Source organism: Pseudomonas sp. F01002 (assembly GCF_004402115.1).
Taxonomy (GTDB): Bacteria; Pseudomonadota; Gammaproteobacteria; order Pseudomonadales; family Pseudomonadaceae; genus Aquipseudomonas; species Aquipseudomonas frigoris.
Genome location: NZ_SOPU01000028.1, coordinates 51,184 through 77,053, shown reverse-complemented (window position 1 = coordinate 77,053; position 25,870 = coordinate 51,184). Strand labels below are relative to the sequence as shown.

Here is a 25,870-nt window from a genome sequence, read left to right as displayed (position 1 = left end):
TCCGGAAATGGTTGAAAGCTGGTGTGATTCATAAAGGCCAGCTACAGGCAACGGATGCCGGTACGCCACAGGGCGGGATTATCTCGCCCACCTTGGCAAATTTGGTGCTGGATGGGCTGGAGTCACAACTCAAGCTGTACTGGGGGGTGACAAAGGCCAAGAAGCTGAAAATCAATGTGGTGCGTTATGCGGATGACTTTGTGATAACTGGAACCTCGCGAGAGGTGCTGGAAACTGAAGTCAGACCTTGGGTAGAGCAATTCCTCGCGACGCGTGGATTGCAGTTGTCACCCGAGAAAACCCATGTCATCCATATAGAAGAAGGCTTCGACTTCCTTGGTTGGAATTTCCGCAAGTTCGATGGGAAGNNNTATCAGTACCAGCAAGACGGTAAGGCAGGAGGATCTGATCCGACAGCTGAATCCGATACTGCGTGGTTGGGCGTTTTATCACCAGCCAGTAGTCGCCAAGCAGGCGTATAGCCGCATGGATAACCAAATATTCCATGCTTTATGGCGTTGGGCAAAACGGCGGCACCCTAACAAATCGCTGGAGTGGATCAGGAAGAAGTATTTCCAAAGTCACGAAAGTAAAAACTGGGTGTTCTCCACCGTTGTGCTGGAAGAAAGCGGGACAAAACGGACGATCGCGTTGTATTCGCTAGCGGATACGCCGATTGAGAGGCACAAGAAGGTGAGTGGGGAGTACAACCCCTTCGATCCTTCAATGGAAGAAATGGGTGAGACGCTGCGTATGGCGCGGATGCTGAACAAGCTGAAGTACCGCAAGCAGATTTTGAGCCTATTCCAGAGCCAAAAAGGAGTGTGTCTGCTGTGCAAGGAACCGATTAACAAGGAGACGGGATGGCATGACCATCACATCGTTCATCGCTCCCAAGGCGGTGGAGACACCTTGGATAACCGAGTACTATTGCATCCAGTTTGTCACCAACAGCTTCATAGCCGTGGATTGACAGTGAACAAGCCGGCTCCGCGAGGAGCTTACTAAAGACTTGAGCCGTATGCGCTGAAAGGCGCACGTACGGTTCTTAGGGGGAGGCAGGCCAGTAATGGTCTGTCTCCACCCGACTTGCCTGCCTTGCCATGGACACCATGACCGAGAACGACTATCTGATCGCTTGGGGCCTCTACGCCTTCGCCGCTTTGGGCTGCCTGCTGGTGTGGATGCGCCTGACCCGCTGGATGTGGCGCTGGCTGCGTGAACCGTTACGGCTATTGGTTGCCGTGTTGCTGTTCAGCCCGACCATCATCGACCCGGTGAAGGAAAAGGTCGCTCCGGCCATCGCCATTACTGCCCTTGATCTATTGTTCAAGGTCGGCAACAACGCCTGGCGGGCGGTTTCCGACCTGTTCATGTACGGCATGATCGCCTTCGGCATCTACCTGGTATTCGTGGCAATCCGTTTCCCTATCGAACGTGCGTCCAACGCTCGCAAGGAACAGGCTGCCGCTGCCAAGGCTGCGGCCCGGGCCGATGACCCTGAAGAGGATCATCCTTTCGGCGGTGCGGGCGATGATCGTTACGGTCGTCCACCGGTGCCGAGCAACCCTCAGCGATTGCGGGTCGAACCGCGTCTGTAACCTTGCCCCTGCCTTTCAGCGAGAATCCGAGCATGTGTGAGTTATTGGGCATGAGCGCCAATGTGCCGACCGATATCGTGTTCAGCTTCACCGGGCTGATGCAGCGCGGCGGCCGCACCGGTCCGCACCGTGACGGCTGGGGCATCGCTTTTTACGAGGGCCGTGGCCTGCGCCTGTTTCAGGATCCGGCGGCGAGCTGCGAATCCGAAGTCGCGAACCTGGTGCAACGCTATCCGATCAAGAGCGAAGTGGTGATCGGGCACATCCGCCAGGCCAACGTCGGCAAGGTCTGCCTGTCCAATACCCATCCATTCGTGCGCGAGCTGTGGGGCCGTAACTGGTGTTTCGCCCATAACGGCCAGCTCGCGGAGTTTCAACCGATCAAGAGTTTTTACCGCCCAGTCGGCGATACCGACAGCGAAGCGGCGTTCTGCGATTTGCTCAATCGCGTGCGCGCAGCGTTCCCGGAACCGGTAGAGGTCGAAGAACTGCTGCCAGACCTGGTGGCCGCCTGCGCCGAATACCGTGGCAAAGGCGTGTTCAACTGCCTGCTCAGCGATGGCGATTGGTTGTTCTGTTATTGCTCGACCAAATTGGCGCAAATCACCCGTCGCGCGCCATTCGGCCCGGCGCGCTTGAAGGATGTCGATGTGATCGTCGATTTCCAGGCCGAAACCACGCCCAACGACGTGGTCACGGTGATCGCCACCGAACCCTTGACCGAAAACGAAACCTGGACCCGCTACGAACCGGGCCAATGGAGCCTCTGGCGACGCGGTGAATGCGTCAGCCAGGGCAAGACCGAATAAGGATTTCCCTTCATGTTGCTCAGTTATCTACGGCTGGTGTTGTTTGCAGCGGGCTTGTTGATCGGTGTCCAGGTGCCGGGGTTCATCAGCGATTACGCCAAACGGGTCGAAGCGCATCTGATTGAGGCGCAGACCAGTCTGAGCGGTTTTCAGGGCACGGCGAATCAGTTCTTCAAGGGCGACATGCAGGCGTTGGTGGCCCATTACCGCGGCAGCGAAGACCCGATCTTTCGCAGCGATGCCGACAGCCTGAGCACCTTGCTGACCCGTCAGCTGGCGCTCGACAAACAGTTCCAGGCCATGCAGGGCCCGTGGTACATCCGTTTCCTGCAGGTTGCACTGGCGGCTGATCCGGATATTCGCAAGGAAACCTGGAACGGCTACAGCTACCAGATCCTGCTGACGCCGGAAGCGATGATCTGGGGCATGAGCGGAGCGTTGCTGTTGTCGTTCGGCATTGAATGCCTGTTCCGTCTGATCGACTGGGTGGTGCTGGGCGGCAAACGCCTGCGCCAGAGCCGACCGATCGAAGATCGGGATGTGCGGGGGTTGTAACAGCAAAAGATCGCAGCCACGGCAGCTCCTACATTGGAATGCGTTCCCTGTAGGAGCTGCCGAAGGCTGCGATCTTTTGCTCTTCAACGACTCAAAGTGATGTAATCCTCACCCACCTTCTTCGCATACCCGTCCAGCACCTGCTGACACAACGAAACAATCTCCTCGACCCATTCCACGCCAACCCGCCACGACACCACCACCTGCAAATTCGGTGGACGTTGATCGATGGCCAGCAAGGTCAATTCCCCCCGCGCCAGTTCCTCGGCTACCAGCACCGGTGGCAGCGCGCCAATACCGAAACCGTCCCGCAGCAACCGGGTGATCGCTGATACCGAATTCACACAGTTCAATCGTGGCGTCATGATGCCGTTGGCCTGCATCAGGGCGAGAATTTCCTGATGCGGGTGAGAGTTTTTCGAGTAGGTAATGATCCGTTCCCGCGCCAGGTCGGCAATCCCTGAATACTCGCGGTTGTAGATCGAGTTAGTCGCCACAATCCAGCCCATCGGGTGACTGGCCAGCTCAAGGCTGCGCACGCTTTCCTGACGCAACAGGTCGGTTTGCAGGATCAGATCGAGAAAGCCTTTTTGCAGCTGATCGCAGAGGTTGAGCGCGGTATCGGCCACCAACTCGATTTCCACCAGCGGATAGTGATCCATCATTTGCGCCACCAACGGGCTCAGCCAGGTATGGATGACCGTGTCCATCACGCCGATGCGAACCCGTCCGACCTTGCTCGAGCGGGTTTCGATCGACTGCTTGAGGGCTTGCATGGTGTCCATCATTTGCTCGGCGTACTCGAGCACTTTCAAGCCTTCGGGCGTCAGGCTCACGCCACGTGAATCTCGCAGGAACAGCTTCACCCCGAGCTCGCCTTCGAGCACGGCAATGCGGCTGGAAATCGACGCCTGGGTGGTGAAGAGCTTGTCTGCCGTCAGGCGAAAACTCTTGAGTCGGGCGACCCAGACAAAGGTCTCGAGAAACTTCAGGTTCATGGGGTCTGCTCGGGGATAAAGAATTCTTATGTCTAGGGCGGGGTTTTATTAGTTGGACGTAGCAGGGCAAGGCGCCCAAAAATCAGGCCATCCGGTTCCCACGATAGGCGTCGTCGGGGCTCAGAACAATACCAATAAAAATTAGCGCGGAGATTTGCCATGAGTGCGCCCGACACGCTCGACATCCCCAAAGCCACGGTTCGTCCTGGACCTTTCGACTGGTACCGCAACATCAACAAGCAGGAACGCCGCACCTTCTGGAGCTGCAAGATCGGCTATGGCCTGGACGGCATGGACACGCAGATGCTCAGCTTCGTGGTGCCGACCCTGATTGCGATGTGGGGCATCACCACCGGCGAGGCCGGGTTGATTCACACCAGCACCCTGATCGCCTCGGCTATCGGCGGTTGGGTGGCGGGGATTCTGTCCGACCGAATCGGTCGCGTACGCACCTTGCAACTCACCGTGCTGTGGTTCGCCTTTTTCACCTTCCTATGCGGCTTTGCCCAAAACTACGAACAACTGCTGATCAGCCGCACCTTGATGGGCTTCGGTTTCGGCGGCGAATGGACCGCTGGCGCGGTGCTGATGGGTGAAGTGATTCGCGCCAAGGACCGCGGCAAGGCTGTTGGCATGGTGCAATCCGGCTGGGCATTGGGTTGGGGACTGACTGCGATTTTGTATGCGCTGCTGTTCTCGGTGCTGCCACCGGAAGACGCCTGGCGCGCACTGTTCATCCTTGGCATCGTGCCGGCGATCTTTGTGATCTTCGTCCGCCGACTGGTCAAGGACCCGGAAATCTATCGCGAAGCCAAGGCTAAGCAAGAACCCAGCAATCCGGCAAAATTCTACGAGATATTCGCTCCCGGCATCCTTTTCACCACGATTTGCGCGTCGGTGCTGACCACCGGTGCTCTGGGCGGTTACTACGCGATCACCTCCTGGTTGCCGACGTTTCTGAAGAACGAACGCGGTTTGAGCGTACTCGGTACGGGCGGTTATCTGGCGATGGTGATCGTCGGTTCCTACGTCGGTTACGTCATCAGCGCGTATTTGACTGACATCCTCGGGCGTAAAAAGAACTTCATTCTGTTCGCGGTCGGCTCGTTCACCATTGTTCTGCTCTACACCCAATTGCCGGTGAGCAATGGCGTGATGCTCTGGCTAGGCTTTCCTCTGGGCTTCTTCGCCTCGGGGATCTTCAGCGGCATGGGCGCGTTTTTGACCGAGCTGTTTCCAACACGGATTCGCGGTTCGGGTCAGGGCTTTTGCTACAACATTGGTCGGGCGCTGGCGGCGTTGTTCCCGCTGTTGATCGGCTTGATGAGCCAGAAGGTGCCATTGAGCGTGGGAATCGGTGCTTTTGCGGCAGTGTCCTACGGGGTGGTGATCCTAGCGGCCCTGAGTCTGCCGGAAACCCGTGGCAAGCAACTCGAAGCCCAATAACTTAATGCCCAGCAACTGATAATCTGCGGGCAAATGCCTTACAGATAGAAAAGAATCAAACCTACAGGAGTGTTCACCGTGAACCGCCTGCTATTGAACTGCGACATCGGCGAGAGTTTCGGCAACTGGACCATGGGTCTGGACGCCGAGGTCATGCCCTTCATCGATTGCGCCAACATCGCCTGCGGCTTCCACGCCGGCGACCCGAGCATCATGCGCAAGACCGTCAGCCTGGCCTTGAGCAACGGCGTGCAGATCGGCGCACATCCGGCGTATCAGGATCTGGTCGGCTTCGGCCGCCGTTCCATGGCCTACACCGCCCAGGAACTTCAGGACATTGTGCATTACCAGATCGGCGCCCTCGACGGCATTTGCCGGGCTCAGGGTGGGCGGGTGAGTTACGTCAAGCCGCACGGCGCGATGTACAACGACATGATGGCCAACCCGGCGCAATTGCGCGCAGTGCTTCAGGCTGTGGCGTCCTATGATCGTGAGTTACCGCTGATGTTGATGGCCACTCGCGACAACAGCGCAGCCCAGCAGTTGGGCGATGAATACGGCGTAACCCTGTGGTTCGAAGCCTTCGCCGATCGCGCTTACGACAGTGCGGGAATGCTGGTCTCGCGGCAACTGCCGGGCGCGGTGCATCACGATCCCGAAACAATCATCGAGCAGGCGCTGACCATTGCCCGCGGCGGCAACCTCACGGCCAGCGATGGCAGTGCCTTGCACTTGCAGGCCAATACCCTTTGCGTACACGGCGACAATGCCAGTTCGGTAGCCGCCGTGCGGCGTATTCGCGAAGCACTTGATCAGCAGAGCGCGCCATGAAAATCCGGGTCGAAGTGGTGGCGCTGGATTGCTTGATGGTCCGTCTGTTTGATGAGATCAGCGAGGCCAACATGCCGTGGATGCTCGCCGCCAGTGAAAGTCTGCGGGCTGCATTCGCCGGGCATCTGATCGATCTGGTGCCGTCCTATACGACGTTGATGGTGCATTACGATCTGACCGCGTTGAGTCCGGCCCAGGCTCGGGAGCTGATCGCCGAGGCCTTGATCGATCTGTCGCCCAACGCCTGCACCCGCGGCAAATGTCATGTGTTGCCGGTCTGGTATGACTTGAGCGTTGGCCCGGAGTTGAGCCTGTTGTCCCTGCGCAGCGGATTGGCCGTGGATGAAGTGATCCGTCGCCACAGCGAGCGCGAGTATCAGGTATTCGCCTTGGGTTTCGCGCCGGGTTTCGCCTTCATGGGGCTGGTGGAAGAAGCGCTGGCGGCGCCGCGTCTGAACACTCCGCGTAAAAAGGTGGCCGCCGGCAGTGTCGGCATCGCCGAACGCCAAACGGCCGCTTACCCGGTGGTGTCCCCCGGTGGCTGGAATCTGATCGGTCGCACCCCGGCCAAATTGTTCGACCGCGAACGCGACGGCTACAGCCTGATGCAACCAGGCGACACGGTGCGCTTCGAAGCCGTCAGCCATGCCGAATTCATCAATCTGGGCGGTGATGACACGCCGTTGGAGGCGCAGGCATGAGCCGTCTATCAATAGAAGCGAGTACACCGCTGTGCCTGTTGCAGGACGCTGGCCGTTTCGGCGTGCGGCATTTGGGCGTGACCCAGGGCGGGGCGGCGGACTGGCGATCAATGTCGTGGGCTAATTGGTTGCTGGGCAATGGCCTGGATGCACCGGTGATTGAAATCACCCTGGGTGGGTTCACCGTCGTTGCCGAAGAGGATTGCGTGCTGGCCTTGGCCGGAGCGGATCTGGGGGCACAGGTGGATGGCGAGGCGTTGGCACCGTGGCGCAGTTTCAGGCTGAACAAAGGTCAGCAATTGCAATTCACTCAGCCGCTGCTTGGGGCTCGGGCATATTTGGCGGCCCCGGGCGGATTTGATGCGCCAAAGGTGTTGGGCAGCAGCGCAACCGTGGTCCGTGAAGAACTCGGCGGGCTGGATGGCATGGGCCGGGCGTTGGCCAAAGATGCGCAGTTGAGCTATTCGGGGAGCTCGCTGTTCCTGCTGCGGGAATTGGCGCGCGAACAGGTGCCGGATTTCAAACTCAACGCGCCGCTGGACCTGGTGCTCGGTGCCCAGATCGGCGAGTTCAGTGGACAGAGCTTGTTTGATGCGTTCAACAGCGTCTGGACCCTCGACAGCCGTGCCGACCGGATGGGCATACGCTTGCTGGGAACGGCGTTGCAGTATCAGGGTAAGCCGATGATTTCCGAAGGCATCCCGCTGGGTGCGGTTCAGGTGCCGCCGGACGGGCAGCCGATTGTGCTGCTCAATGATAGGCAGACCATTGGTGGTTATCCGCGATTAGGGGCGTTGACGCCGTTGGCGCTGGCGCGACTGGCGCAGTGTCTGCCGGGGACGCAGGTGCGGTTGAAACCGGTGGTGCAGGATGTCGCGCATCGGGAGCAGGTCGAGTACCTACGCCGGTTTGTGAACCGCTAAAAGCATCGTCGGAACGCCGCCCGGAGCAAGCTGGCTCCCACATTGGATCGTTGTTGCCCACACATTTTGTGAACGACACATTCCCCTGTGGGAGCGAGCTTGCTCGCGATGGCGTCCGGTCAGGCACCGAGTTATTTGGAAAGAAACCGCATCCCTTCTTCAAGCCCCCGCAACGTCAGCGGGTACATCTGATCGTTAATCAAGTCCCGCACGATGTTGGTCGAAGACGTATAGCCCCACGTATCTTTCGGATACGGGTTGATCCAGATGACCTTCTTGTACTTCTCCATGAACCGCTGCATCCACACATAACCCGCTTCTTCGTTCCAGTGCTCGACGCTGCCGCCGGCCTGGGTGATTTCATACGGCGCCATGGCGGCGTCACCGATGAAGATCACTTTGTAGTCTGCGCCGTATTTGTGCAGCAGATCCTGGGTCGAGGTGCGCTCGGAAGTGCGGCGCATGTTGTTCTTCCACACCGATTCATAAATGAAGTTGTGGAAGTAGAAATACTCCAGGTGCTTGAACTCGGTCTTGCAGGCCGAAAACAGCTCTTCGCAGATCTTCACGTGGGCGTCCATCGAGCCGCCGATGTCGAACAGCAGCAACAACTTGACGGTGTTGCGCCGCTCCGGACGCATCTGGATGTTCAGCAGCCCGGCATCTCGCGCGGTGTGGTCGATGGTGCCATCGATGTCCAGTTCTTCCGCCGCACCCTGGCGCGCGAATTTGCGCAACCGACGCAGGGCGACCTTGATGTTGCGGGTGCCCAATTCGACCGAATCGTCGAGGTTCTTGTATTCGCGCTGATCCCAGACCTTGACCGCTTTGCCCTGACGCTTGCCGGCATCGCCGACCCGAATGCCTTCCGGGTTGAAGCCCCCGGAGCCAAACGGACTGGTGCCGCCAGTGCCGATCCACTTGTTACCGCCGGCATGACGTTCTTTCTGTTCTTCGAGGCGTTTCTTGAACTCTTCGATCAGCTTGTCCAGGCCGCCGAGAGACTGGATCGCCGCCCGCTCTTCTTCGGTCAGCGAACGCTCGAACTCCTTGCGCAGCCAGTCTTCCGGGATCAATGCCTGAAGGTGATCGTCAAGTTTTTCCAGGCCGTTGAAGTAGGCACCGAACGCGCGGTCGAATTTGTCGAAATGCTTTTCGTCCTTCACCAGAATCGCCCGGGACAGGTAATAAAACTCGTCCATGTCGGCGAAGGTCACGCGCTGCTTCAGCGCGTTGATCAGGTCCAGCAACTCCCGTACCGAGACCGGCACTTTGGCTGCGCGCATTTCATTGAACAGGTTGAGCAGCATGGCTATCGCCCTCTATCTTGTTAAAAAGAGGGATCAGCGAGTGCCGCGACGGCTCATGAACGCCAGACGCTCAAGCAACTGCACGTCCTGTTCGTTCTTCACCAAAGCACCGGCCAGCGGCGGAATAGCCTTGGTCGGATCGCGCTCGCGCAGTACCGCTTCGCCGATGTTGTCGGCCATCAGCAGCTTCAGCCAGTCCACCAGTTCGGAGGTCGATGGTTTCTTTTTCAAGCCCGGCACTTTGCGCACGTCGAAAAACACGTCCAGCGCTTCGCTGACCAAGTCTTTCTTGATGTTCGGGTAGTGCACGTCGACGATCCTCTGCATCGTGACGCGGTCGGGAAAAGCGATGTAATGGAAGAAGCAGCGGCGCAGGAAGGCGTCCGGCAGCTCTTTCTCGTTGTTGGAAGTAATGATGATGATCGGGCGTTTCTTGGCCTTGATGCTCTCGTCGATCTCGTAAACGTAGAACTCCATCTTGTCGAGTTCTTGCAGCAAGTCGTTCGGGAACTCGATGTCGGCCTTGTCGATTTCGTCGATCAGCAGGATCACCCGCTCTTCGGATTCGAAGGCTTCCCAGAGCTTGCCCTTTTTCAGGTAGTTGCGAACGTCGTGAACCTTTTCCGTGCCCAGTTGCGAGTCGCGCAGACGGCTGACCGCGTCGTACTCGTACAGGCCTTGATGCGCCTTTGTGGTGGATTTGATGTGCCAAGTGATCAGTTTGGCGCCGAAGGACTCGGCCAGTTGCTCGGCGAGCATGGTTTTACCAGTACCCGGCTCGCCCTTCACCAGCAGCGGGCGCTCCAGGGTGATGGCGGCGTTGACCGCCAGCTTCAGGTCATCGGTGGCGACGTAGGCCGGGGTGCCTTCGAACTTCATCTGCTAATCCTCGAACGGTAATGCCGACCTGAACGAGGCAGGGCGGGGCGCAATAATTGTAGTACCCGACTATAACGCGGTGCCCGGTCGACTGTGAACGCAGACGGCTTATTCAGTCTCTGAATGGGGCGTCACATCTTGACTCAGTCTCGGCTGCTGGCCAGTATTGAGCTATCGCCATTTTGGCGATAGCTTGCGGGGCATGTCTACTAAATACCGATTTCGCGATACGTACCGCATTCAGTTGCGCGAGAAGGATCATCCGCCGCCTCATGTCCACCTGACCGGTGGCGGGCTGGACGTCATGCTCAGCCTTGAAACCGTCGAAGTGATGGTGGGCAAGGCGCCGCCGCTGATTATCAAGGAAGCGCTGGCGTGGGTCAGGGCCCATCTGGTGCAATTGCTGGAGGATTGGAAACGATGTTACCCATGAAACGACCACGGCTGTCGGCCGTGCAGGCGTTGCCGGATCACCGCCTGACGCTAACCTTTATCGACGGTCAGCAACTGAACCTCGATTTGAGTCGGGACCTGCGCGCCTACCCTGGGTTGCAGCCATTGCTGGAGGTTGGCGCTTTCGAAGGGGCAACCTTGGGTGATGAAGGCTGGAGCGTTGAGTGGCCCGAACTGGACATCCAGATCGGCGCAGACACTCTTTATCTGGATGCGCTCGCGCAAAACGCATTGGACGAAAACACGCGGATCTTCATCGACTGGCGCGCTCGTACCGGGCTGCCACTCAATCAGGCGGCCGAAGCGTTGGGGGTCAGTGCCCGCAGCATCACGCGCTACAGCAGTGGGCGTGAAGCGGTACCGCGATCGCTGGCACTGGCCTGCCTGGGCTGGGACTTCTTGCAGCAGCAATCGAACCCGGCGCGGGCGGCCGAAGAAACCGGTCGCTACATCGTCACCCGAAACCCTTAGCCCGCATCCGGCTTGGGCCGTTCGTATTGGGCATTGAACGCCTGGATGAAGCCGTTGCGTAAAATCTGCAAAAAAGCCTCGAATGCGCTGATATCTCGGCGATGCACGTTGCCGCTCAGTTCCACGCGAGTCGCAAACTGGTTTTTGCCCTGGTTTTTCAGCACCGTTTCGGAGCCGCCGACGATGGCCTCCCAAATGGAGCGGAAAATCCCTTTGTCCTTGTTCTCGACGTCCTGATGCCAATTGAACACGTCGACGTCCTTTAGCAGCGGTTTGATGTAACCCGTTAATTGAGCTTTTTTAGCCTGCGCTTCAATGACCACATCACCGTGACCTGCATTGAAGTCGAACTTGCCATAGGCGGAGGCAAAGTCGTTCATGCGTTTGAGCTCGATGTGTTTGGCCCGCAGGCGGAACTCGAAATCTTCAAAGTTGCTTAAGGGGTCGAAGGTGGCGGTGGTTTCCAGTGGTGCGTGCCCGAGCAGCAGCGCCTTGCCTTCGAAGCGAGCATCGCGCTTGCCTTTGGTGTCGACCACGTTGGTCAGGTTATAGATGCTGGCGTTGACCTGAGTGGCGTTCATGTTCACGGGGGGCTTGGAATTGAAGTTGCGGAAACTGATCTTGCCATCGCTGATCCGCACTTCGTTCAGGGTGATGGGGGCCAGTTTGCTCAACTGCGCACGCCAGTCGGTGCCCTGACCGGTCTGGGAGTTTTGCTTGTTGGCGCCGCCGTCGACGAAGTTCACCTCGGGGTTGAAGAACTTCACCTCGGCCACAACGGCGCGGTCGTACCAGAGCGAGTGCCAACTGACGGAAAGGTCGATCAGCGGCGCGTTGACGAAAGGCACCGGGACCTTGCCGTCGACCTTGACGATTTTCAGCCCGTTGATTTTGTACGCACCACGCCACAGGGCCAGGTCCACATCGGTGATCTGGCCACGGTAGTCGCCCATGTTCGCCAGCTTGTCATTCAGGTAGTCTCGCACCATGTAGGGCAGGGCGATGTGCAGGGCAATCAGCAGCACAACGAGGCCAGCGAGGATCCACAGGGGCCAACTGTATCTGCGTTTCATGATGACAAATCTCTGGCGATGTATAGCCATTGACTGCTGCGGTTACGGGACGTTCGACTGACTGGACGACCAAGGGCAACAGGCATACCTTGGAGAGCTTATTTAACGCTGTATAAGGACCCAGCCATGAGCCGTATCTACGCTGACAACGCTCATTCCATCGGCAATACGCCGCTGGTGCAGATCAACCGTATCGCCCCGCGCGGCGTGACCATCCTGGCCAAGATCGAAGGGCGTAACCCCGGTTACTCGGTCAAGTGCCGGATCGGTGCGAGCATGATCTGGGACGCCGAAAGCACCGGCAAACTCAAGCCTGGAATGACCATCGTCGAACCGACCTCGGGCAATACCGGTATCGGCCTGGCATTCGTTGCCGCGGCCCGCGGTTACAAGCTGATGCTGACCATGCCGGCGTCCATGAGTATCGAGCGACGCAAAGTGCTAAAGGCACTGGGGGCCGAACTGGTACTGACCGAACCGGCCAAGGGCATGAAAGGAGCGATCGAAAAGGCTGCTGAAATTGTCGCCCGCGACCCGGCTGCCTACTTCATGCCGTCGCAGTTTGAGAACCCGGCCAACCCGGCCATCCACGAAAAAACGACCGGTCCGGAAATCTGGAACGACACCGACGGTGCAGTCGACGTACTGGTGGCAGGCGTCGGAACGGGTGGAACCATTACCGGGGTTTCGCGGTATATCAAGAATACCCAGGGCAAACCGATTATCTCGGTGGCGGTGGAGCCAGCGGTGTCGCCAGTCATCACCCAGGCAATGGCCGGTGAAGAGATCAAGCCGAGCCCTCACAAGATCCAGGGTATTGGTGCCGGTTTTGTGCCGAAGAATCTTGATCTGTCGATGGTCGATCGGGTTGAGTTGGTCAGCGATGAAGAATCCAAGGCCATGGCCTTGCGACTGATGCAGGAAGAAGGGATTTTGAGCGGCATTTCCTGCGGCGCCGCCATGGCGGTGGCCGTTCGCCTGGCGGAAACCCCGGAAATGCAGGGCAAGACCATCGTGGTGATCCTGCCGGACTCCGGTGAACGCTACCTGTCGAGCATGCTGTTCAGTGATCTGTTCACCGAGCAGGAGAATCAGCAGTAGGAGCTGCCGCAGGCTGCGATCTTTTGATCTTGTTTTTGAACTTGTGTAAGGGGGTGATTCAAGTCAGCCCCCGTTCAGAAGCTTTATGTTAAGAAGTGCTTTATTGCGCAATCTTTAACACTGAATGTTCAGTTACACGGGTATTTCCCGAGGCCGGTAATGTTTATCATGGCCGGCTGCCACGTTGGGTAAATGGCGTTGCGCAGAGTTGTCTACTATCAAGGAGTTGTTGATGACCTTTTCCCTTGCCGCGAAAGCGTCGCTGCTGCTGTTCCTCGGCAGCACTCTCTATGTGCATTTGCGCGGCAAGGCACGATTGCCGGTCTTGCGTCAGTTCGTCAACCATTCAGCGTTGTTCGCGCCCTATAACGCTTTGATGTACCTGTTCTCCGGTGTGCCGTCCAAACCCTATCTGGACCGCAGCAAGTTCCCGGAACTGGACGTGCTCAAGGACAACTGGGAAGTCATCCGCGACGAAGCGATGCACCTCTTCGACGAGGGCTACATTCGCGCCGCCGAAAGGAACAACGACGCCGGTTTCGGATCGTTCTTCAAAAAAGGCTGGAAGCGTTTCTACCTCAAGTGGTACGACAAACCGCTTCCCTCAGCTGAAGCCTTGTGCCCGAAAACCGTGGCCTTGGTCAGCAGCATTCCCAACGTCAAAGGCGCCATGTTCGCGTTGCTGCCAGGCGGCAGCCACCTCAACCCGCATCGCGATCCGTTCGCCGGTTCCCTGCGTTATCACCTGGGGCTGTCGACGCCGAACTCCGACGATTGCCGGATCTTCGTCGACGGTCAGGTCTATGCCTGGCGTGATGGTGAAGACGTGATGTTCGACGAAACCTATGTGCATTGGGTCAAGAACGAAACCGACAAGACGCGGGTCATCCTCTTTTGCGACATCGAACGACCGTTGAGCAACCGCCTGATGACCCGCATCAACCGCTGGATCAGTGGCTTTTTGGGTCGCGCCACTGCACCGCAGAATCTTGATGATGAACGTGTTGGCGGGATTAACCAGGCTTACGCGTGGAGCAAGAACTCCAGCGACAAATTCAGTGGTGTGATCAAAAAGTGGAAGCGTCGCAATCCCAAGGCCTACCGCGTGCTGCGACCGGTGTTGGCGGTGGTGGTGCTGACATTGTTGGGGTATTGGTTGTTTGGGTGATACCGAGCACAGAAAAGTATCCGGCGAAACACTCTCTTTGTAGCAGCTGGCTTCGCCAGCTGCTACAGATCGTTGCCCTTTGTCCAAGTCATTGCAATCCATCTCACACGCTGGTTATAGTCGGCGCTCGATGTTTTCCAACCCAGCTTTCTACCCTTCAAAAAAGATCAGCCCATGCCAGCTTCCCTCATCAACGCGGTAGTCGATTCAGCGGTCAACGCTGGCGTCGTGCCGTGCGGGAATCAGCAGCCTGCGCAGATCAGTCATTACCCTCCACCTGTCAGTAGCACGCCGGTGTGCGCAGTCGTATCACCGCCAGGCGTTGGCTTCTCGGGCTGATCAGCTTTTTTCTGCTGTTTCCATGCCCGTCTAAAAAGTGCCCGCCTGAAAAAACTACTGAATTTCAGCTTCGGCTGAGTTGGCTTTTTTTGCCTGACTACAGGTGGTATTCATGTTTGTCCTTTCGAAAAACACCGCGCTCGCGGCGGCGTCCACGAGCCTGTTCGTTCTGCTGTGGAGCAGCGGGGCGATCTTCTCCAAATGGGGCTTGGCTCACGCCTCACCTTTTGCCTTTCTGCTGTTTCGCTTTGCCATCGCGCTATTCGGTCTGGTGCTGCTGGTGCCGTTGCTCAAGCTGAAACTGCCCAAGGGCGGCAAGCCGATGGTGTATGCGATGGCCACCGGCGTGGTGTTGCTGGGGGCTTATCAGATTTTCTATCTGCTGGCCCTGGACCTCAAAGTCACACCGGGCGTCATGGCAACGATCATGGGCGTGCAGCCCATTCTTACGGTGGTGATCATGGAGCGTCAGCGATCAGCCAGCAGAATGTTTGGTTTGGCACTGGGTTTGGCCGGGTTGATCATGGTGGTGTACCAAGGCATCGGTCTGGCCGGCATGTCGTTCGCCGGAATGCTCTTCGGTTTGCTGGCGCTGGCGAGCATGACGTTCGGTTCGATCATGCAGAAACGCATCACCGAAAATCCCCTCGGCACGCTGCCAGTGCAGTACCTGGCGGGGCTGTTGCTCTGCGGGATCTTCGTACCGTTCCAGCCCTTTCATTTCGAACACAGCACCGGTTTCATCGTGCCGGTGTTGTGGATGGGATTGGTCGTGTCGGTGCTGGCGACGTTGCTGCTGTATCGCTTGATCGCCCGGGGCAACCTGGTCAATGTCACCAGTCTGTTTTACCTGGTGCCGGCGGTGACGGCGGTGATGGACTACCTGATTTTCGGCAACCGGCTGGCGGCGTTGAGCATGCTTGGCATGTTGCTGATCATCATCGGTCTGGTGTTCGTATTCCGTAAAAACGCTTGAAACAAAACAAGGCCTGGGGCATGAGTTCCAGGCCTTTTTTATTTGGCCAGCGCATGCTCGGCCCGCACCGAATTCACATTGACCGCACCACAAAACTACCTGGCAACCACCTCTTTCGACTTCACCACCGTCGTCTTCAACACCAACCACAACGCCGCCGCAATCAACACCCCGCCATAGATATGCGCCATCGACAACGGCTCATCCAGCAACAGCGCTCCCCACAACACCCCGAACGGCGGAATCAGAAAGGTCGTGGTCATCGACTTCACCGGCCCGACCGAGCTGAGCAACCGGAAGTAAATAATGTACGCAAGCGCCGTACACACCAGCCCCAAACCCAGCAATGACAACCAGACACTCCAGCCGCCCCAGCTCTCCGGTGGCTGGCTGATCACGCTGTAACCGAACAGCGGCAACAGAAACAATGTCGCACCCAGCATGCTGCCCACCGCCGATAGACGACTGTCGAGACCACCGGCCTGATCAAGCCAGCGGCGCGCGAGGAACCCGGCGAAACCGTAGCAGGTCGTGGCGAGCAGGCAGGCGAGGGCGCCCATCAGCAGTTCCATGTCGAACGCCACCGGACCGGCTCGGGTCAGGATGCCCACGCCCAACAGCCCGAGGAACACGCCGCCAAGTTTGGCGGCGGTGAGTTTTTCATGGAAGAACAGACCGCCGATCAGCACGCCCATCAATGGCGTGGTGGCGTTGAAAATCGCCGAGTAACCGGCCGGCAGCACCTGGGCGGCTACCGAGTACAGGGTCGCCGGAATCCCGGAGTTGATCACTCCAAGCAGCATCACGGTTTTGAGTTTGCCTTTGAAATCCCAGCTGATGCGCATCAGCCCCAGGATCACCAACAGGCCGACCGCGGCAATCGACACGCGGAAAAAGGCAGTGGGGATTGTGCCAATCACCGGGGCAATGATGCGCATGAACAGAAAGCTAGCGCCCCAAATGGCGGCGAGCGACAACAAACGCAAAGTATCGACGGGGTTCACAGCACGTTCCTTCCTTGATTAGCGCGCAAGTGTCGCGCCAGTCAGGACGCAAGGCAATGGTTGCGTTGCGTAACAAAGGGCCACTAAGCTCATGCCCCACGATAAGAATCAGCCGCCGAGGTTTTACCTATGCCGCAGCAATGGCCAGCCGCCGACATCGCCCGAATGATCCTCGATGGCTTTGACGATTATCGCGAGCATTTCCGCCAGATCACCGACGGCGCCCGGGCTCGCTTCGAGCAGGCCAAGTGGCAGGAGACGCAAACGGCGTCGGCCGCGCGGATCAATCTCTACGAAGAAAAAGTCAGCGAAACGGTAGGGCGGCTGCACATCGCTTTCGACGCTGACACGCTGGATGTCAGTTGCTGGCCGCTGGTCAAAAGCGCTTACATCACGCTGATCGACCTGCGCTTCGACGATGAACTGTCCGAAACCTGGTACAACTCGATTTTCTGCGGGCTGTTCAGCCACGACCTGATCAGCGACGGCTGCATGTTCATTCACACCACCCGGCCGAGCCTGCGCCGGGCCCGTGCTGCACAAACCCGCACGTACAAGCCCCAGGGCCAGTTGTCCGGGATGCTCGCGAGCATTTTTGCCGACTACCGCTTCAGCGAGGATTACGCCAACCTGGCGGGCGACCTGAGTCGTCTCGAAGGGCAATTGCGCGAGAACCTGCCGGACTGGGTCTGCAAGGACCCGGAGCTGAGTGTCGAACTGTTTTCCTCGGTGCTTTACCGCAACAAAGGCGCGTACCTGGTCGGGCGCATCTATACCCAGGACGAACAATGGCCGCTGGTGATTCCGCTGCTGCACCGCGAAGGTCGCGGGATTCAGATCGATGCGCTGATCACCGATGAAGCGGACGTATCGATCATCTTCTCGTTCACCCGTTCGTACTTCATGGTCGACGTGCCGGTGCCGGCGGAGTTCATCGGTTTCCTCAAGCGCATTTTGCCGGGCAAGCACATCGCCGAGCTGTACACCTCGATCGGTTTCTACAAACACGGAAAATCCGAGTTCTACCGGGCGCTGATCAATCACCTGGCCAACACCGACGACCAGTTCATCATGGCCCCGGGCGTGCGTGGCATGGTGATGAGCGTGTTTACCCTGCCGGGCTTCAACACCGTATTCAAAATCATCAAGGACCGCTTCTCGCCGTCAAAGAACGTCGACCGCGCCACGGTGATCGAGAAGTACCGTTTGGTGAAAAGCGTCGACCGGGTCGGGCGCCTGGCTGACACCCAGGAATTTGCCGACTTCCGCTTCCCGTTGAGCAAGTTCGACCCGGCCTGTCTGGAAGAATTGCTCGAAGTGGCCGCGTCCACCGTGTCGGTAGAGGACGACACCGTGCTGATCCGCCACTGCTGGACCGAACGGCGGATGACGCCGTTGAACCTGTATCTGGAGAGCGCCAACGACGCTCAGGTCCGCGAGGCGCTGGAAGATTACGGGCTGGCGATCAAGCAACTGGCGGCGGCGAATATCTTCCCCGGCGACATGCTGCTGAAGAACTTTGGCGTCACTCGTCATGGGCGGGTGGTGTTTTATGACTATGACGAGATCTGCTTCCTGACCGAAGCCAACTTCCGGCATATCCCGCAACCGCGTACACCGGAAGACGAGATGGCGTCGGAACCGTGGTATTCGATTGGGCCGCTGGATGTGTTTCCTGAAGAGTTTCCGCCGTTTTTGTTTGCTGATTCGGGGCAGCGCAAATTGTTTGATCAGTTGCATGGTGAGCTTTACAACGCCGATTACTGGAAAAGCCTTCAGGAAGCCATTCGCGCCGGGAAGGTGATTGATGTGTTTCCGTATCGGCGCAAGGGCCTGGATAACGAATAACACCACGCGACCTGTAGGAGCTGTCGAGAGAAACGAGGCTGCGATCTTTTGATCTTGTTTTTTAAAATCTAAAATCAAAAGATCGCAGCCTCGTTTCACTCGACAGCTCCTACAGTAGAACCCCCCGCAATCCCTGCCAAATCTGCGACAATCCGCCCCCTGCGCCACTAGACGACTTATTGCGTACCTGATGACTGACGAATCGCCCTCCATCGACAAACTGCTGAAAAACCTCGATCACGCCATGCTCGCCGACCGCCACCGGCTGCGGCGGCAGTTGCTTGAGCTGCGCAAAAAACCTGACGAGGCCAAGCTGGCCCAATGGGTGACGCGCATGCAGGCGTCCTGTGATCAGGTGTTGGCGCGGCGGGCCAGCCTGCCGGTTATTCGTTACGACGACAGCCTGCCGATCGCCGCCAAGCGCGACGAAATCAAAGCAGCGCTGCTCAAGCATCAGGTGCTGATCATTGCCGGTGAAACCGGTTCGGGTAAAACCACCCAGTTGCCGAAGATCTGCCTGGAAATCGGTCGCGGTCAGCATGGCCTGATCGGCCACACCCAACCCCGTCGAATCGCCGCCCGCAGCGTGGCGAGCCGGGTCGCCGAAGAACTGGCGACACCCTTGGGTGCGCTGGTCGGCTATCAGGTGCGGTTCGAGGATCAGAGCGATTCCAACACCCTGATCAAACTGATGACCGACGGCATCCTGCTGGCGGAAACCCAGAACGACCGTTACCTCGAACGCTACGACACGATCATCGTCGACGAAGCCCACGAACGCAGCCTCAACATCGACTTCCTGCTCGGTTACCTGAAAACCCTGCTGCCGCGTCGCCCGGACCTGAAAGTCATCATCACCTCGGCGACCATCGACCTGGAGCGTTTCTCCAAGCATTTCGATGACGCGCCGATTGTTGAAGTCTCGGGCCGCACCTTCCCGGTAGAAACCTGGTACCGCCCGCTGACCCTGGAGCAGGACGAAGAGGGCAACCGCGTCGAGGATGATCTGACCGTGGATCAGGCGATCCTCGCCACCCTCGACGAAATCGCCGCGTTCGAACGCAGCGAACGCAAGAGCCCCGGCGATGTGCTGGTGTTCCTGCCCGGTGAGCGTGAGATTCGCGACGCCGCGGACATGCTGCGCAAGGCCCAGCTCAAGCACACCGAGATTCTTCCGTTGTACGCGCGGTTATCGCCGGCCGAACAGCAGCGGATTTTCCAGTCGCACCCAGGCCGTCGCGTGGTCCTGGCAACCAACGTCGCGGAAACCTCGCTCACCGTGCCGGGCATTCGTTACGTGATCGACAGCGGCACCGCGCGCATCAGCCGTTACAGTTACCGCGCCAAGGTCCAGCGCTTGCCCATCGAAGCGATTTCCCAGGCCAGCGCCAACCAGCGTAAAGGTCGCTGCGGACGGGTCGAACCGGGCATTTGCATCCGTCTCTACGGTGAAGAAGATTTTATCGGTCGCCCGGAATTTACCGACCCGGAAATCCTGCGCACCAACCTCGCGGCGGTGATTTTGCAGATGCTGCATCTGCGCCTAGGCGAGATCACCGATTTCCCGTTTATCGAGCCGCCGGATGGCAAAGCCATCAGCGACGGTTTTAACCTGCTGCAAGAACTCTCGGCGGTCGACCGCAACAGCCAGCTGACGCCACTCGGTCGCCAGTTGGCGCGCTTGCCAGTGGACCCGCGCATGGGCCGCATGCTGCTGGAAGCGGCGAAACTCGGCAGCTTGCAGGAAGTGCTGATCGTCGCCAGCGCCATGTCGATTCAGGACCCGCGCGAGCGTCCGCCAGAACGTCAGCAAGCGGCGGATCAGGCGCACGCACAATGGAAAGACGTGGACTCGGACTTCGCCGGCCTGGTCAATTTGTGGCGTGGTTTCGAGGAACAGCGCCAGGCGTTGACCGCCAGCCCGCTGCGCAATTGGTGCCGCAAGAACTTCCTGAATTACCTGCGTCTGCGCGAATGGCGCGACTCCCATCGGCAGTTGAGCCTGATCTGCCGCGACATGCAGTTGAGCCTCAATAAAGAGCCGGCGGATTATCCGAAACTGCACAAAGCCGTGCTCTCGGGGCTGCTCAGCCAGATCGGCCAGAAAACCGAAGACGGCGACTACCTCGGCGCCCGTCAGCGGCGCTTCTGGATTCACCCGTCATCGGGCCTCGGTAAAAAGCGTCCGCAATGGCTGATGGCCGCCGAACTGGTGGAAACCACCAAGCTCTACGCGCGCATGGTCGCCAAGATCGACGCCGACTGGATCGAGCCCTTGGCCGGGCACCTGATCAAGAAAAACCACTTCGAACCCCATTGGGAGAAGAAGCGCGGTCAGGTCGTGGCGTTCGAGCAGATCACTTTGTTCGGGCTGATCGTGGTCGGTCGCCGGCCGGTGCATTACGGGCCGATCGACCCTGTGGTGTCTCGTGAGTTTTTCATTCGTGAAGGCCTGGTGCGCGGCGAGATTCAGTCCAAGGCCAAGTGCCTGACGGCCAATGCGCAACTGCTGGAACAGCTCGACGAACTGGAAGCCAAGGCTCGCCGTCGCGACATTCTGGCGGACGAAGAAACCCTGTTCGCCTTCTACGATGCGCGACTGCCAGCGGAGATCCACCAGACCGCGACCTTCGATAGCTGGTATCGGGTCAACAGCCAGAAAGACCCGCAGCTGCTGATCATGCGCGAAGAAGACGTACTGGCTCGCGAGGCCAGTGAAGTCACCGCGCTGCATTACCCGGACACCTTGCACATCGGTGATCTGGAGTTGGCGCTGAGCTACCACTTCGAACCGAACCACCCGCGTGACGGCGTGACCCTGCGTGTGCCGGCACCGTTGTTGCCGATGCTGCCGCCGGAGCGCCTGGAATGGCTGGTGCCGGGCGTGATCGAGGCCAAGTGCATCGCGCTGGTGCGCAACCTGCCCAAAGCCCTGCGCAAGAATTTCGTACCGGTGCCGGACTTCGTCAAAGCCGCCTTGCAACGCATGACTTTCGCTGAGGGCTCGTTGCCTCAAGCGCTGGGCCGTGAACTGTTGCGCATGACCGGTGCGCGGGTCAGCGATGAAGCCTGGGCCGAAGCGTCGCAGCAGGTCGACAGTCATTTGCGGATGAACCTGGAAATCGTCGACGGCCAGGGCAAGTTCCTTGGCGAAGGGCGTGATTTGGCGGAACTGACCGCACGCTTTGCCGAAGCCAGTCAGGCCGCGTTGGCCGTGCCGCAAACCGCGAAAAACCAGCAACCGGTGGAGCCGAAAGTGTTTGCCGCCGTCGCCGAGAAAACCCAGCAGAAGATCGCCGGGCTATCGATGACGGTGTATCCGGCGCTAGTGGAAGAGAGCGGCACGGTCAAGGAAGGACGTTTCTCGACACCGGCCGAAGCCGAGTTCCAGCATCGCCGCGCCTTGCAGCGGTTGCTGATGCAGCAACTGGCCGAACCGGCGAAGTTCCTGCGCAGCAAGTTGCCGGGGCTGACCGAGCTGGGGCTGATGTACCGCGACATGGGTCGCATCGACAGTCTGGTCGAAGACATCCTGCTGGCCAGCCTCGACAGCTGCATTCTCGACGGCGAAGACCCGCTGCCACGGGATGGCGCCGGGTTGGCATCGCTGGCCGAACGCAAACGCGGTGGCTGGACCGAGCACGCCGAGCGTCTGGCCAAGCTGACGCTGGAAATCCTCAAGCTCTGGCACGGTCTGCAAAAACGCTTCAAGGGCAAGATCGATCTGGCGCAAGCCGTGGCCCTGAACGACATCAAGCAGCAGCTCAGTCATCTGGTGTATCCGGGCTTCGTTCGTGAAACCCCGATGCAGTGGCTCAAGGAGTTGCCGCGTTATCTGAAAGCGGTCGAGCAACGCTTCGAGAAAATCGGCGCTCAGGTGCAGAGGGATCGGGTCTGGAGTGGCGAGTTGTCTGGCCTGTGGACGCAATATCAAACCCGCGCCAACAAACATGCCCAGGAAGGTAAACGCGATCCGCAGCTGGAGCTCTATCGCTGGTGGCTGGAGGAATACCGGGTTTCCCTGTTCGCCCAACAATTGGGGACCAAGGTGCCGATCTCCGACAAGCGCCTGAACAAGCAGTGGACCCAGGTCGAACCCTGAACCCGATACCCTGCGATCACCGCGATCCACTGTAGGAGCTGTCGAGTGAAACGAGGCTGCGATCTTTTGATTTTAGATTTTTAAAAACAAGATCAAAAGATCGCAGCCTCGTTTCACTCGACAGCTCCTACAGTCCTACAAGTAGTGTGCGCTTTATCCAGCAAAAGGCGCCAAACCCCAATGTTTATGGCAAACTTCGCGCCTATAAACGCCGGTCCCGCGGTTTTGAGCCTTCACAGGTCTGGGCGGATTGGAATAAAGCGATGCCAGGTTTGCTCCCCCTGACGGGAGCAGATCCTTTGTGTGTTGGTACGTCGGTGCCAACACTTTCTGCCTGAACAGATTAGAGAAACGACCATGCATAACGTCGTCATCAGCGGCACCGGCCTGTACACCCCGGCCAACAGCATCTCCAACGAAGAGCTGGTGCAGTCTTTCAACGCTTACGTCGCGCAATTCAACGCCGACAATGCCGACGCCATCGCGCGCGGCGAAATCGAAGCGTTGACCGAGTCCAGCGCGGCGTTTATCGAAAAAGCCTCTGGCATCAAAAGCCGCTTTGTCATGGACAAGGAAGGCATCCTCGACCCGCAACGCATGGCGCCACGCCTGCTGGAACGCTCGAATGACGAGTGGTCGGTGCTTTGCCAAATGGCCATCGGCGCCGCCGAGCAAGCCTTGCAGCGCGCCGGCAAAACCGCCGCGGACATCGACGGCGTGATCGTCGCCTGCTCCAACCTGCAACGTGCCTACCCGGCCATCGCCATCGAAGTCCAGGAAGCCTTGGGTATCCAGGGTTTCGGTTACGACATGAACGTCGCCTGCTCCTCGGCGACCTTCGGCATTCAGGCTGCGGCCAACAGCGTGCAACTGGGCCAGGCCCGGGCGATCCTGATGGTCAACCCGGAAGTCTGCACCGGTCACCTGAACTTCCGCGACCGCGACAGCCACTTCATCTTCGGCGACGCCGCTACCGCGGTGATCATCGAACGTGCTGACCTGGCAACGTCCAAGTACCAGTTCGATATCGTCAGCACCAAGCTGCTGACCAAGTTCTCCAATAACATCCGCAACAACTTCGGCTTCCTCAACCGCGCGGCGGAAGAGGGCATCGGTGCCAAGGACAAACTGTTCGTGCAGGAAGGCCGCAAGGTGTTCCGCGATGTCTGCCCGATGGTCGCTGAGCTGATCGCTACGCACCTGGAAGAGAACACGCTCAACATCAGCGACGTGAAACGCTTCTGGCTGCATCAGGCCAACCTCAGCATGAACCACCTGATCGTCAAGAAGCTGCTGGGCCGCGAAGCCACCGAAGAAGAAGCCCCGGTGATTCTCGACACCTACGCCAACACCAGCTCCGCCGGTTCCGTGATTGCGTTTCACAAGAACCAGGACGATCTGGCCGCCGGTTCGCTGGCAGTGCTCAGCTCGTTCGGCGCCGGTTACTCGATTGGCAGCGTGATTCTGCGCAAGCGCTGAGTTCGCCTTAAAAGATCGCAGCCTGCGGCAGCTCCTACACGGGATTGGATTTCAACGCGATATCGCGGTTGGAATACGGTCGGTGTAGGAGCTGCCGCAGGCTGCGATCTTTTTTTGCGCCAACAAAAAAACTCGCGCTGCAGTATCGGACGGATGATGGGGACCGATACCACAACGCGAGTTTGTAAAAGCGGCTCAGGTTTCCTTGCCCGAGTCGTGTAGCGGGGAATCAGAACTTCGCTTCGGCATCCAGTTGCAGGGTGTTGATGTCCGAATCTTTGAGAGTGGCGTTAGTGTAGTCAGAGTTAGCCATGAAGTACGTCGCACCCAGGTTGAAGTTTTTGTCCAGCTCATAACTCACTTTCAACTTGCTGCCACGCGAACCGGTGAAACCGTTGGCGAAGTCGGAGTCGGTGAAGGCGCCGACCACCGCGTTACGCTGTACGTCGCGGTAGTTGTAGTCCACTGCGAAGCCGTAGAACTTGGTCTTTACACCGGCCAACCAGGCAGAGTCCTGATCGTTGCTGGCGTCTTTGTTATTCACGTACTGACCGTACAGCGAGAGCGGCATAGGCAGGCCACCGATGTCGAGCTGACCAAAGCCTTCGTACAGTTTGAATTGCTCGTTCGGGCTGTTGCCGTTGATGGCCAGTGCGGCTGGAATGCTTGTGCCCCCTGCTCTGATGTCGTCATCATTGTCGTAGCCGTAGACGCTGCCACCCAGGGTCAGTTTCAGGTTGTCAGTGATGGCGAAGCGCGCACCCAACTGGCCAGCGTACAGGCGCAGGTCGTGTTTGAACTGCACACCCTCGCCGTCGACGTTGTCCTTGAGGGTGTAGTGACCGGCGCTACCAAACAGCTCGGTGCTGCCGCCCAGCGGGTATTTGTAAGTCGCTGCCAGGCCTTCCGGGTTGATGTCGCTATCCCAGATGATGTCGCCCATGCTCACCCATTGTTGCGGCATCTTGCCGCCGACGAGGTGCAGGTTCTTGATCGCGTCGGGGTGGTAGTCGACGTAGCCCTGGTCCAGCCAGATCGACTTCTTGTCGAAGTAGTTGTTCAGGTCCTGGTTGGTGGACCGGGCGTCGTCGTTGCTGCCGGTGGCGATACGAATACCGGTGTCGACCTGAGGGTTGATTTCGCTGTAGGCGCCCAGACGGGCACGAATGCGCTGACGATCCTGGTCTTTGTTGTTTGAAACGCCATCGTTGTGGACGGTTTCCTGACGGAAACGCACGTCACCCTTGAATTGGGTCTTGGCGGCCCACGCCAGTTTCTGGTCGAAGGTACTCAGTTCATTGGTTTTCTTCGCGGTCGCTGCGATCTGTTCGTTGGTCTCTTGTTGAGCCTGACGAGCAATCTGCTGGTCCTTTTGATCCCTGGTCAGCTCGGCTTGGAGTTCGCTGTACTGCGCGTTGGTAATCGAGCCGTTTGCCTTAAGCATGTCGAGCAGTTTGGCGTCGACTGCGGCGCTGGCCGGAACGCTCATGGCCAGCAACAGCCCGCCACACAGGGCTGCCGCAGTTTTCGTGGAAGCAAGACGCATATCAATCTCCGAAGATGAGAGGGGATGACTGAGCCATCCAGGACACAACCGACCGTTACGGGCGGAAAACAGTGGCCGGGCTAGAACCCGACGCTCTAAAAACAGGCGCCAGTATCGCGATGGTTTATGACAGAGCAGTGGCAATGTGATGGCGTCTCGATGACGATACAAATATGGCGTAAAGCCTTATCCAGAGCCCTGTCGGCGGATTGCTCGTGTGGATTTTTTGGCGATGGGCGATACTCGCCGGGCTTTCA

General features: G+C 58.5%; 22 protein-coding genes and 1 pseudogene. 17 read left to right on the top strand and 6 right to left on the bottom strand.

Annotated features, from left to right (window positions below):
• From E3W21_RS24570 to E3W21_RS24555, 4 genes and pseudogenes are all read left to right on the top strand, one after another.
• A pseudogene (locus E3W21_RS24570) lies at nt 1-1,008 on the top strand (group II intron maturase-specific domain-containing protein); the annotation flags it as partial.
• 95 nt (nt 1,009-1,103) lie between these two features.
• On the top strand, nt 1,104-1,601 hold the full coding sequence (locus tag E3W21_RS24565; protein ID WP_134422165.1) for an MFS transporter: 498 nt from the start codon (nt 1,104-1,106) through the stop codon (nt 1,599-1,601).
• Nucleotides 1,602-1,633: 32 nt separating this feature from the next.
• Nucleotides 1,634-2,410: a class II glutamine amidotransferase gene (locus tag E3W21_RS24560; protein WP_134422164.1), complete on the top strand. Its 777-nt coding sequence runs from the start codon at nt 1,634-1,636 to the stop codon at nt 2,408-2,410.
• A 12-nt stretch (nt 2,411-2,422) separates the two neighbouring features.
• On the top strand, nt 2,423-2,965 hold the full coding sequence (locus tag E3W21_RS24555; protein ID WP_129441996.1) for a DUF2937 family protein: 543 nt from the start codon (nt 2,423-2,425) through the stop codon (nt 2,963-2,965).
• Nucleotides 2,966-3,048: 83 nt separating this feature from the next.
• On the opposite strand, the gene E3W21_RS24550 is transcribed toward E3W21_RS24555, so the two are convergent.
• A complete protein-coding gene (locus tag E3W21_RS24550; protein ID WP_134422163.1) occupies nt 3,049-3,963 on the bottom strand; it encodes a LysR family transcriptional regulator in 915 nt (304 codons plus the stop codon).
• 159 nt (nt 3,964-4,122) lie between these two features.
• On the opposite strand from E3W21_RS24550, the gene E3W21_RS24545 reads away from it, so the two are divergent.
• The 4 genes from E3W21_RS24545 to E3W21_RS24530 all read left to right on the top strand — a co-directional run bounded on the left by E3W21_RS24545 (nt 4,123) and on the right by E3W21_RS24530 (nt 7,864).
• Entirely contained in the window at nt 4,123-5,409 is a 1,287-nt protein-coding gene (locus E3W21_RS24545) for an MFS transporter (RefSeq protein WP_134422162.1), read from the top strand.
• Between the two features lie 78 nt (nt 5,410-5,487).
• Entirely contained in the window at nt 5,488-6,240 is a 753-nt protein-coding gene (locus tag E3W21_RS24540; RefSeq protein ID WP_134422161.1) for a 5-oxoprolinase subunit PxpA, read from the top strand.
• A complete protein-coding gene (locus E3W21_RS24535; protein WP_129442004.1) occupies nt 6,237-6,941 on the top strand; it encodes an allophanate hydrolase subunit 1 in 705 nt (234 codons plus the stop codon). The genes E3W21_RS24540 and E3W21_RS24535 overlap by 4 nt, the downstream gene beginning before the upstream one ends.
• Nucleotides 6,938-7,864 carry a biotin-dependent carboxyltransferase family protein gene (locus E3W21_RS24530; RefSeq protein ID WP_134422160.1) on the top strand — a complete coding sequence of 309 codons (927 nt, stop codon included), beginning with the start codon at nt 6,938-6,940 and terminating at the stop codon, nt 7,862-7,864. Before E3W21_RS24535 ends, E3W21_RS24530 begins: the two co-directional genes overlap by 4 nt.
• Nucleotides 7,865-7,995: 131 nt before the next feature.
• Here E3W21_RS24530 and E3W21_RS24525 read toward each other — a convergent pair whose 3' ends face one another.
• Nucleotides 7,996-9,174, bottom strand: coding sequence for a VWA domain-containing protein (locus E3W21_RS24525; protein WP_129442008.1), 1,179 nt, complete (start codon nt 9,172-9,174; stop codon nt 7,996-7,998).
• Nucleotides 9,175-9,207: 33 nt separating this feature from the next.
• Complete coding sequence (locus tag E3W21_RS24520; RefSeq protein ID WP_134422159.1) at nt 9,208-10,053, bottom strand: MoxR family ATPase; 846 nt, start codon at nt 10,051-10,053, stop codon at nt 9,208-9,210.
• A 202-nt stretch (nt 10,054-10,255) separates the two neighbouring features.
• On the opposite strand from E3W21_RS24520, the gene E3W21_RS24515 reads away from it, so the two are divergent.
• Together E3W21_RS24515 and E3W21_RS24510 are read left to right on the top strand one after the other, a co-directional pair.
• On the top strand, nt 10,256-10,486 hold the full coding sequence (locus tag E3W21_RS24515; protein WP_166793868.1) for a DUF4160 domain-containing protein: 231 nt from the start codon (nt 10,256-10,258) through the stop codon (nt 10,484-10,486).
• The gene (locus tag E3W21_RS24510; protein WP_134422157.1) at nt 10,474-10,977 is read left to right on the top strand and encodes a DUF2442 domain-containing protein; all 504 of its coding nucleotides are present in this window, start codon (nt 10,474-10,476) and stop codon (nt 10,975-10,977) included. The genes E3W21_RS24515 and E3W21_RS24510 overlap by 13 nt, the downstream gene beginning before the upstream one ends.
• Here E3W21_RS24510 and E3W21_RS24505 read toward each other — a convergent pair.
• Nucleotides 10,974-12,050 carry a DUF748 domain-containing protein gene (locus tag E3W21_RS24505; protein WP_134422156.1) on the bottom strand — a complete coding sequence of 359 codons (1,077 nt, stop codon included), beginning with the start codon at nt 12,048-12,050 and terminating at the stop codon, nt 10,974-10,976. The genes E3W21_RS24510 and E3W21_RS24505 overlap by 4 nt on opposite strands.
• Nucleotides 12,051-12,176: 126 nt before the next feature.
• On the opposite strand from E3W21_RS24505, the gene cysK reads away from it, so the two are divergent.
• The 4 genes from cysK to E3W21_RS24490 all read left to right on the top strand — a co-directional run bounded on the left by cysK (nt 12,177) and on the right by E3W21_RS24490 (nt 15,634).
• Nucleotides 12,177-13,151 (top strand): cysteine synthase A, encoded by a 975-nt coding sequence (gene cysK / locus E3W21_RS24500; protein WP_134422155.1) that lies wholly within the window; start codon nt 12,177-12,179, stop codon nt 13,149-13,151.
• A gap of 232 nt (nt 13,152-13,383) precedes the next feature.
• The gene (locus E3W21_RS24495; protein ID WP_134422154.1) at nt 13,384-14,319 is read left to right on the top strand and encodes an aspartyl/asparaginyl beta-hydroxylase domain-containing protein; all 936 of its coding nucleotides are present in this window, start codon (nt 13,384-13,386) and stop codon (nt 14,317-14,319) included.
• A gap of 174 nt (nt 14,320-14,493) precedes the next feature.
• On the top strand, nt 14,494-14,658 hold the full coding sequence (locus E3W21_RS31245; RefSeq protein WP_165353262.1) for a hypothetical protein: 165 nt from the start codon (nt 14,494-14,496) through the stop codon (nt 14,656-14,658).
• Between the two features lie 112 nt (nt 14,659-14,770).
• Complete coding sequence (locus E3W21_RS24490; RefSeq protein ID WP_134422153.1) at nt 14,771-15,634, top strand: DMT family transporter; 864 nt, start codon at nt 14,771-14,773, stop codon at nt 15,632-15,634.
• A gap of 95 nt (nt 15,635-15,729) precedes the next feature.
• Here the strand turns inward: E3W21_RS24490 and E3W21_RS24485 are convergent, their stop codons facing one another.
• Complete coding sequence (locus E3W21_RS24485) at nt 15,730-16,638, bottom strand: DMT family transporter (RefSeq protein WP_134422152.1); 909 nt, start codon at nt 16,636-16,638, stop codon at nt 15,730-15,732.
• Nucleotides 16,639-16,767: 129 nt separating this feature from the next.
• Here E3W21_RS24485 and aceK point away from each other — a divergent pair, with 129 nt between their 5' ends.
• The 3 genes from aceK to E3W21_RS24470 all read left to right on the top strand — a co-directional run bounded on the left by aceK (nt 16,768) and on the right by E3W21_RS24470 (nt 24,067).
• Nucleotides 16,768-18,486: a bifunctional isocitrate dehydrogenase kinase/phosphatase gene (gene aceK, locus E3W21_RS24480; protein WP_134422151.1), complete on the top strand. Its 1,719-nt coding sequence runs from the start codon at nt 16,768-16,770 to the stop codon at nt 18,484-18,486.
• Nucleotides 18,487-18,676: 190 nt separating this feature from the next.
• On the top strand, nt 18,677-22,588 hold the full coding sequence (hrpA, locus tag E3W21_RS24475) for an ATP-dependent RNA helicase HrpA (RefSeq protein ID WP_134422150.1): 3,912 nt from the start codon (nt 18,677-18,679) through the stop codon (nt 22,586-22,588).
• A gap of 357 nt (nt 22,589-22,945) precedes the next feature.
• Complete coding sequence (locus tag E3W21_RS24470; protein WP_134422149.1) at nt 22,946-24,067, top strand: beta-ketoacyl-ACP synthase III; 1,122 nt, start codon at nt 22,946-22,948, stop codon at nt 24,065-24,067.
• A gap of 229 nt (nt 24,068-24,296) precedes the next feature.
• On the opposite strand, the gene E3W21_RS24465 is transcribed toward E3W21_RS24470, so the two are convergent.
• Nucleotides 24,297-25,613 (bottom strand): putative porin, encoded by a 1,317-nt coding sequence (locus E3W21_RS24465; RefSeq protein ID WP_129442029.1) that lies wholly within the window; start codon nt 25,611-25,613, stop codon nt 24,297-24,299.
• Nucleotides 25,614-25,870: the final 257 nt, after the last annotated feature.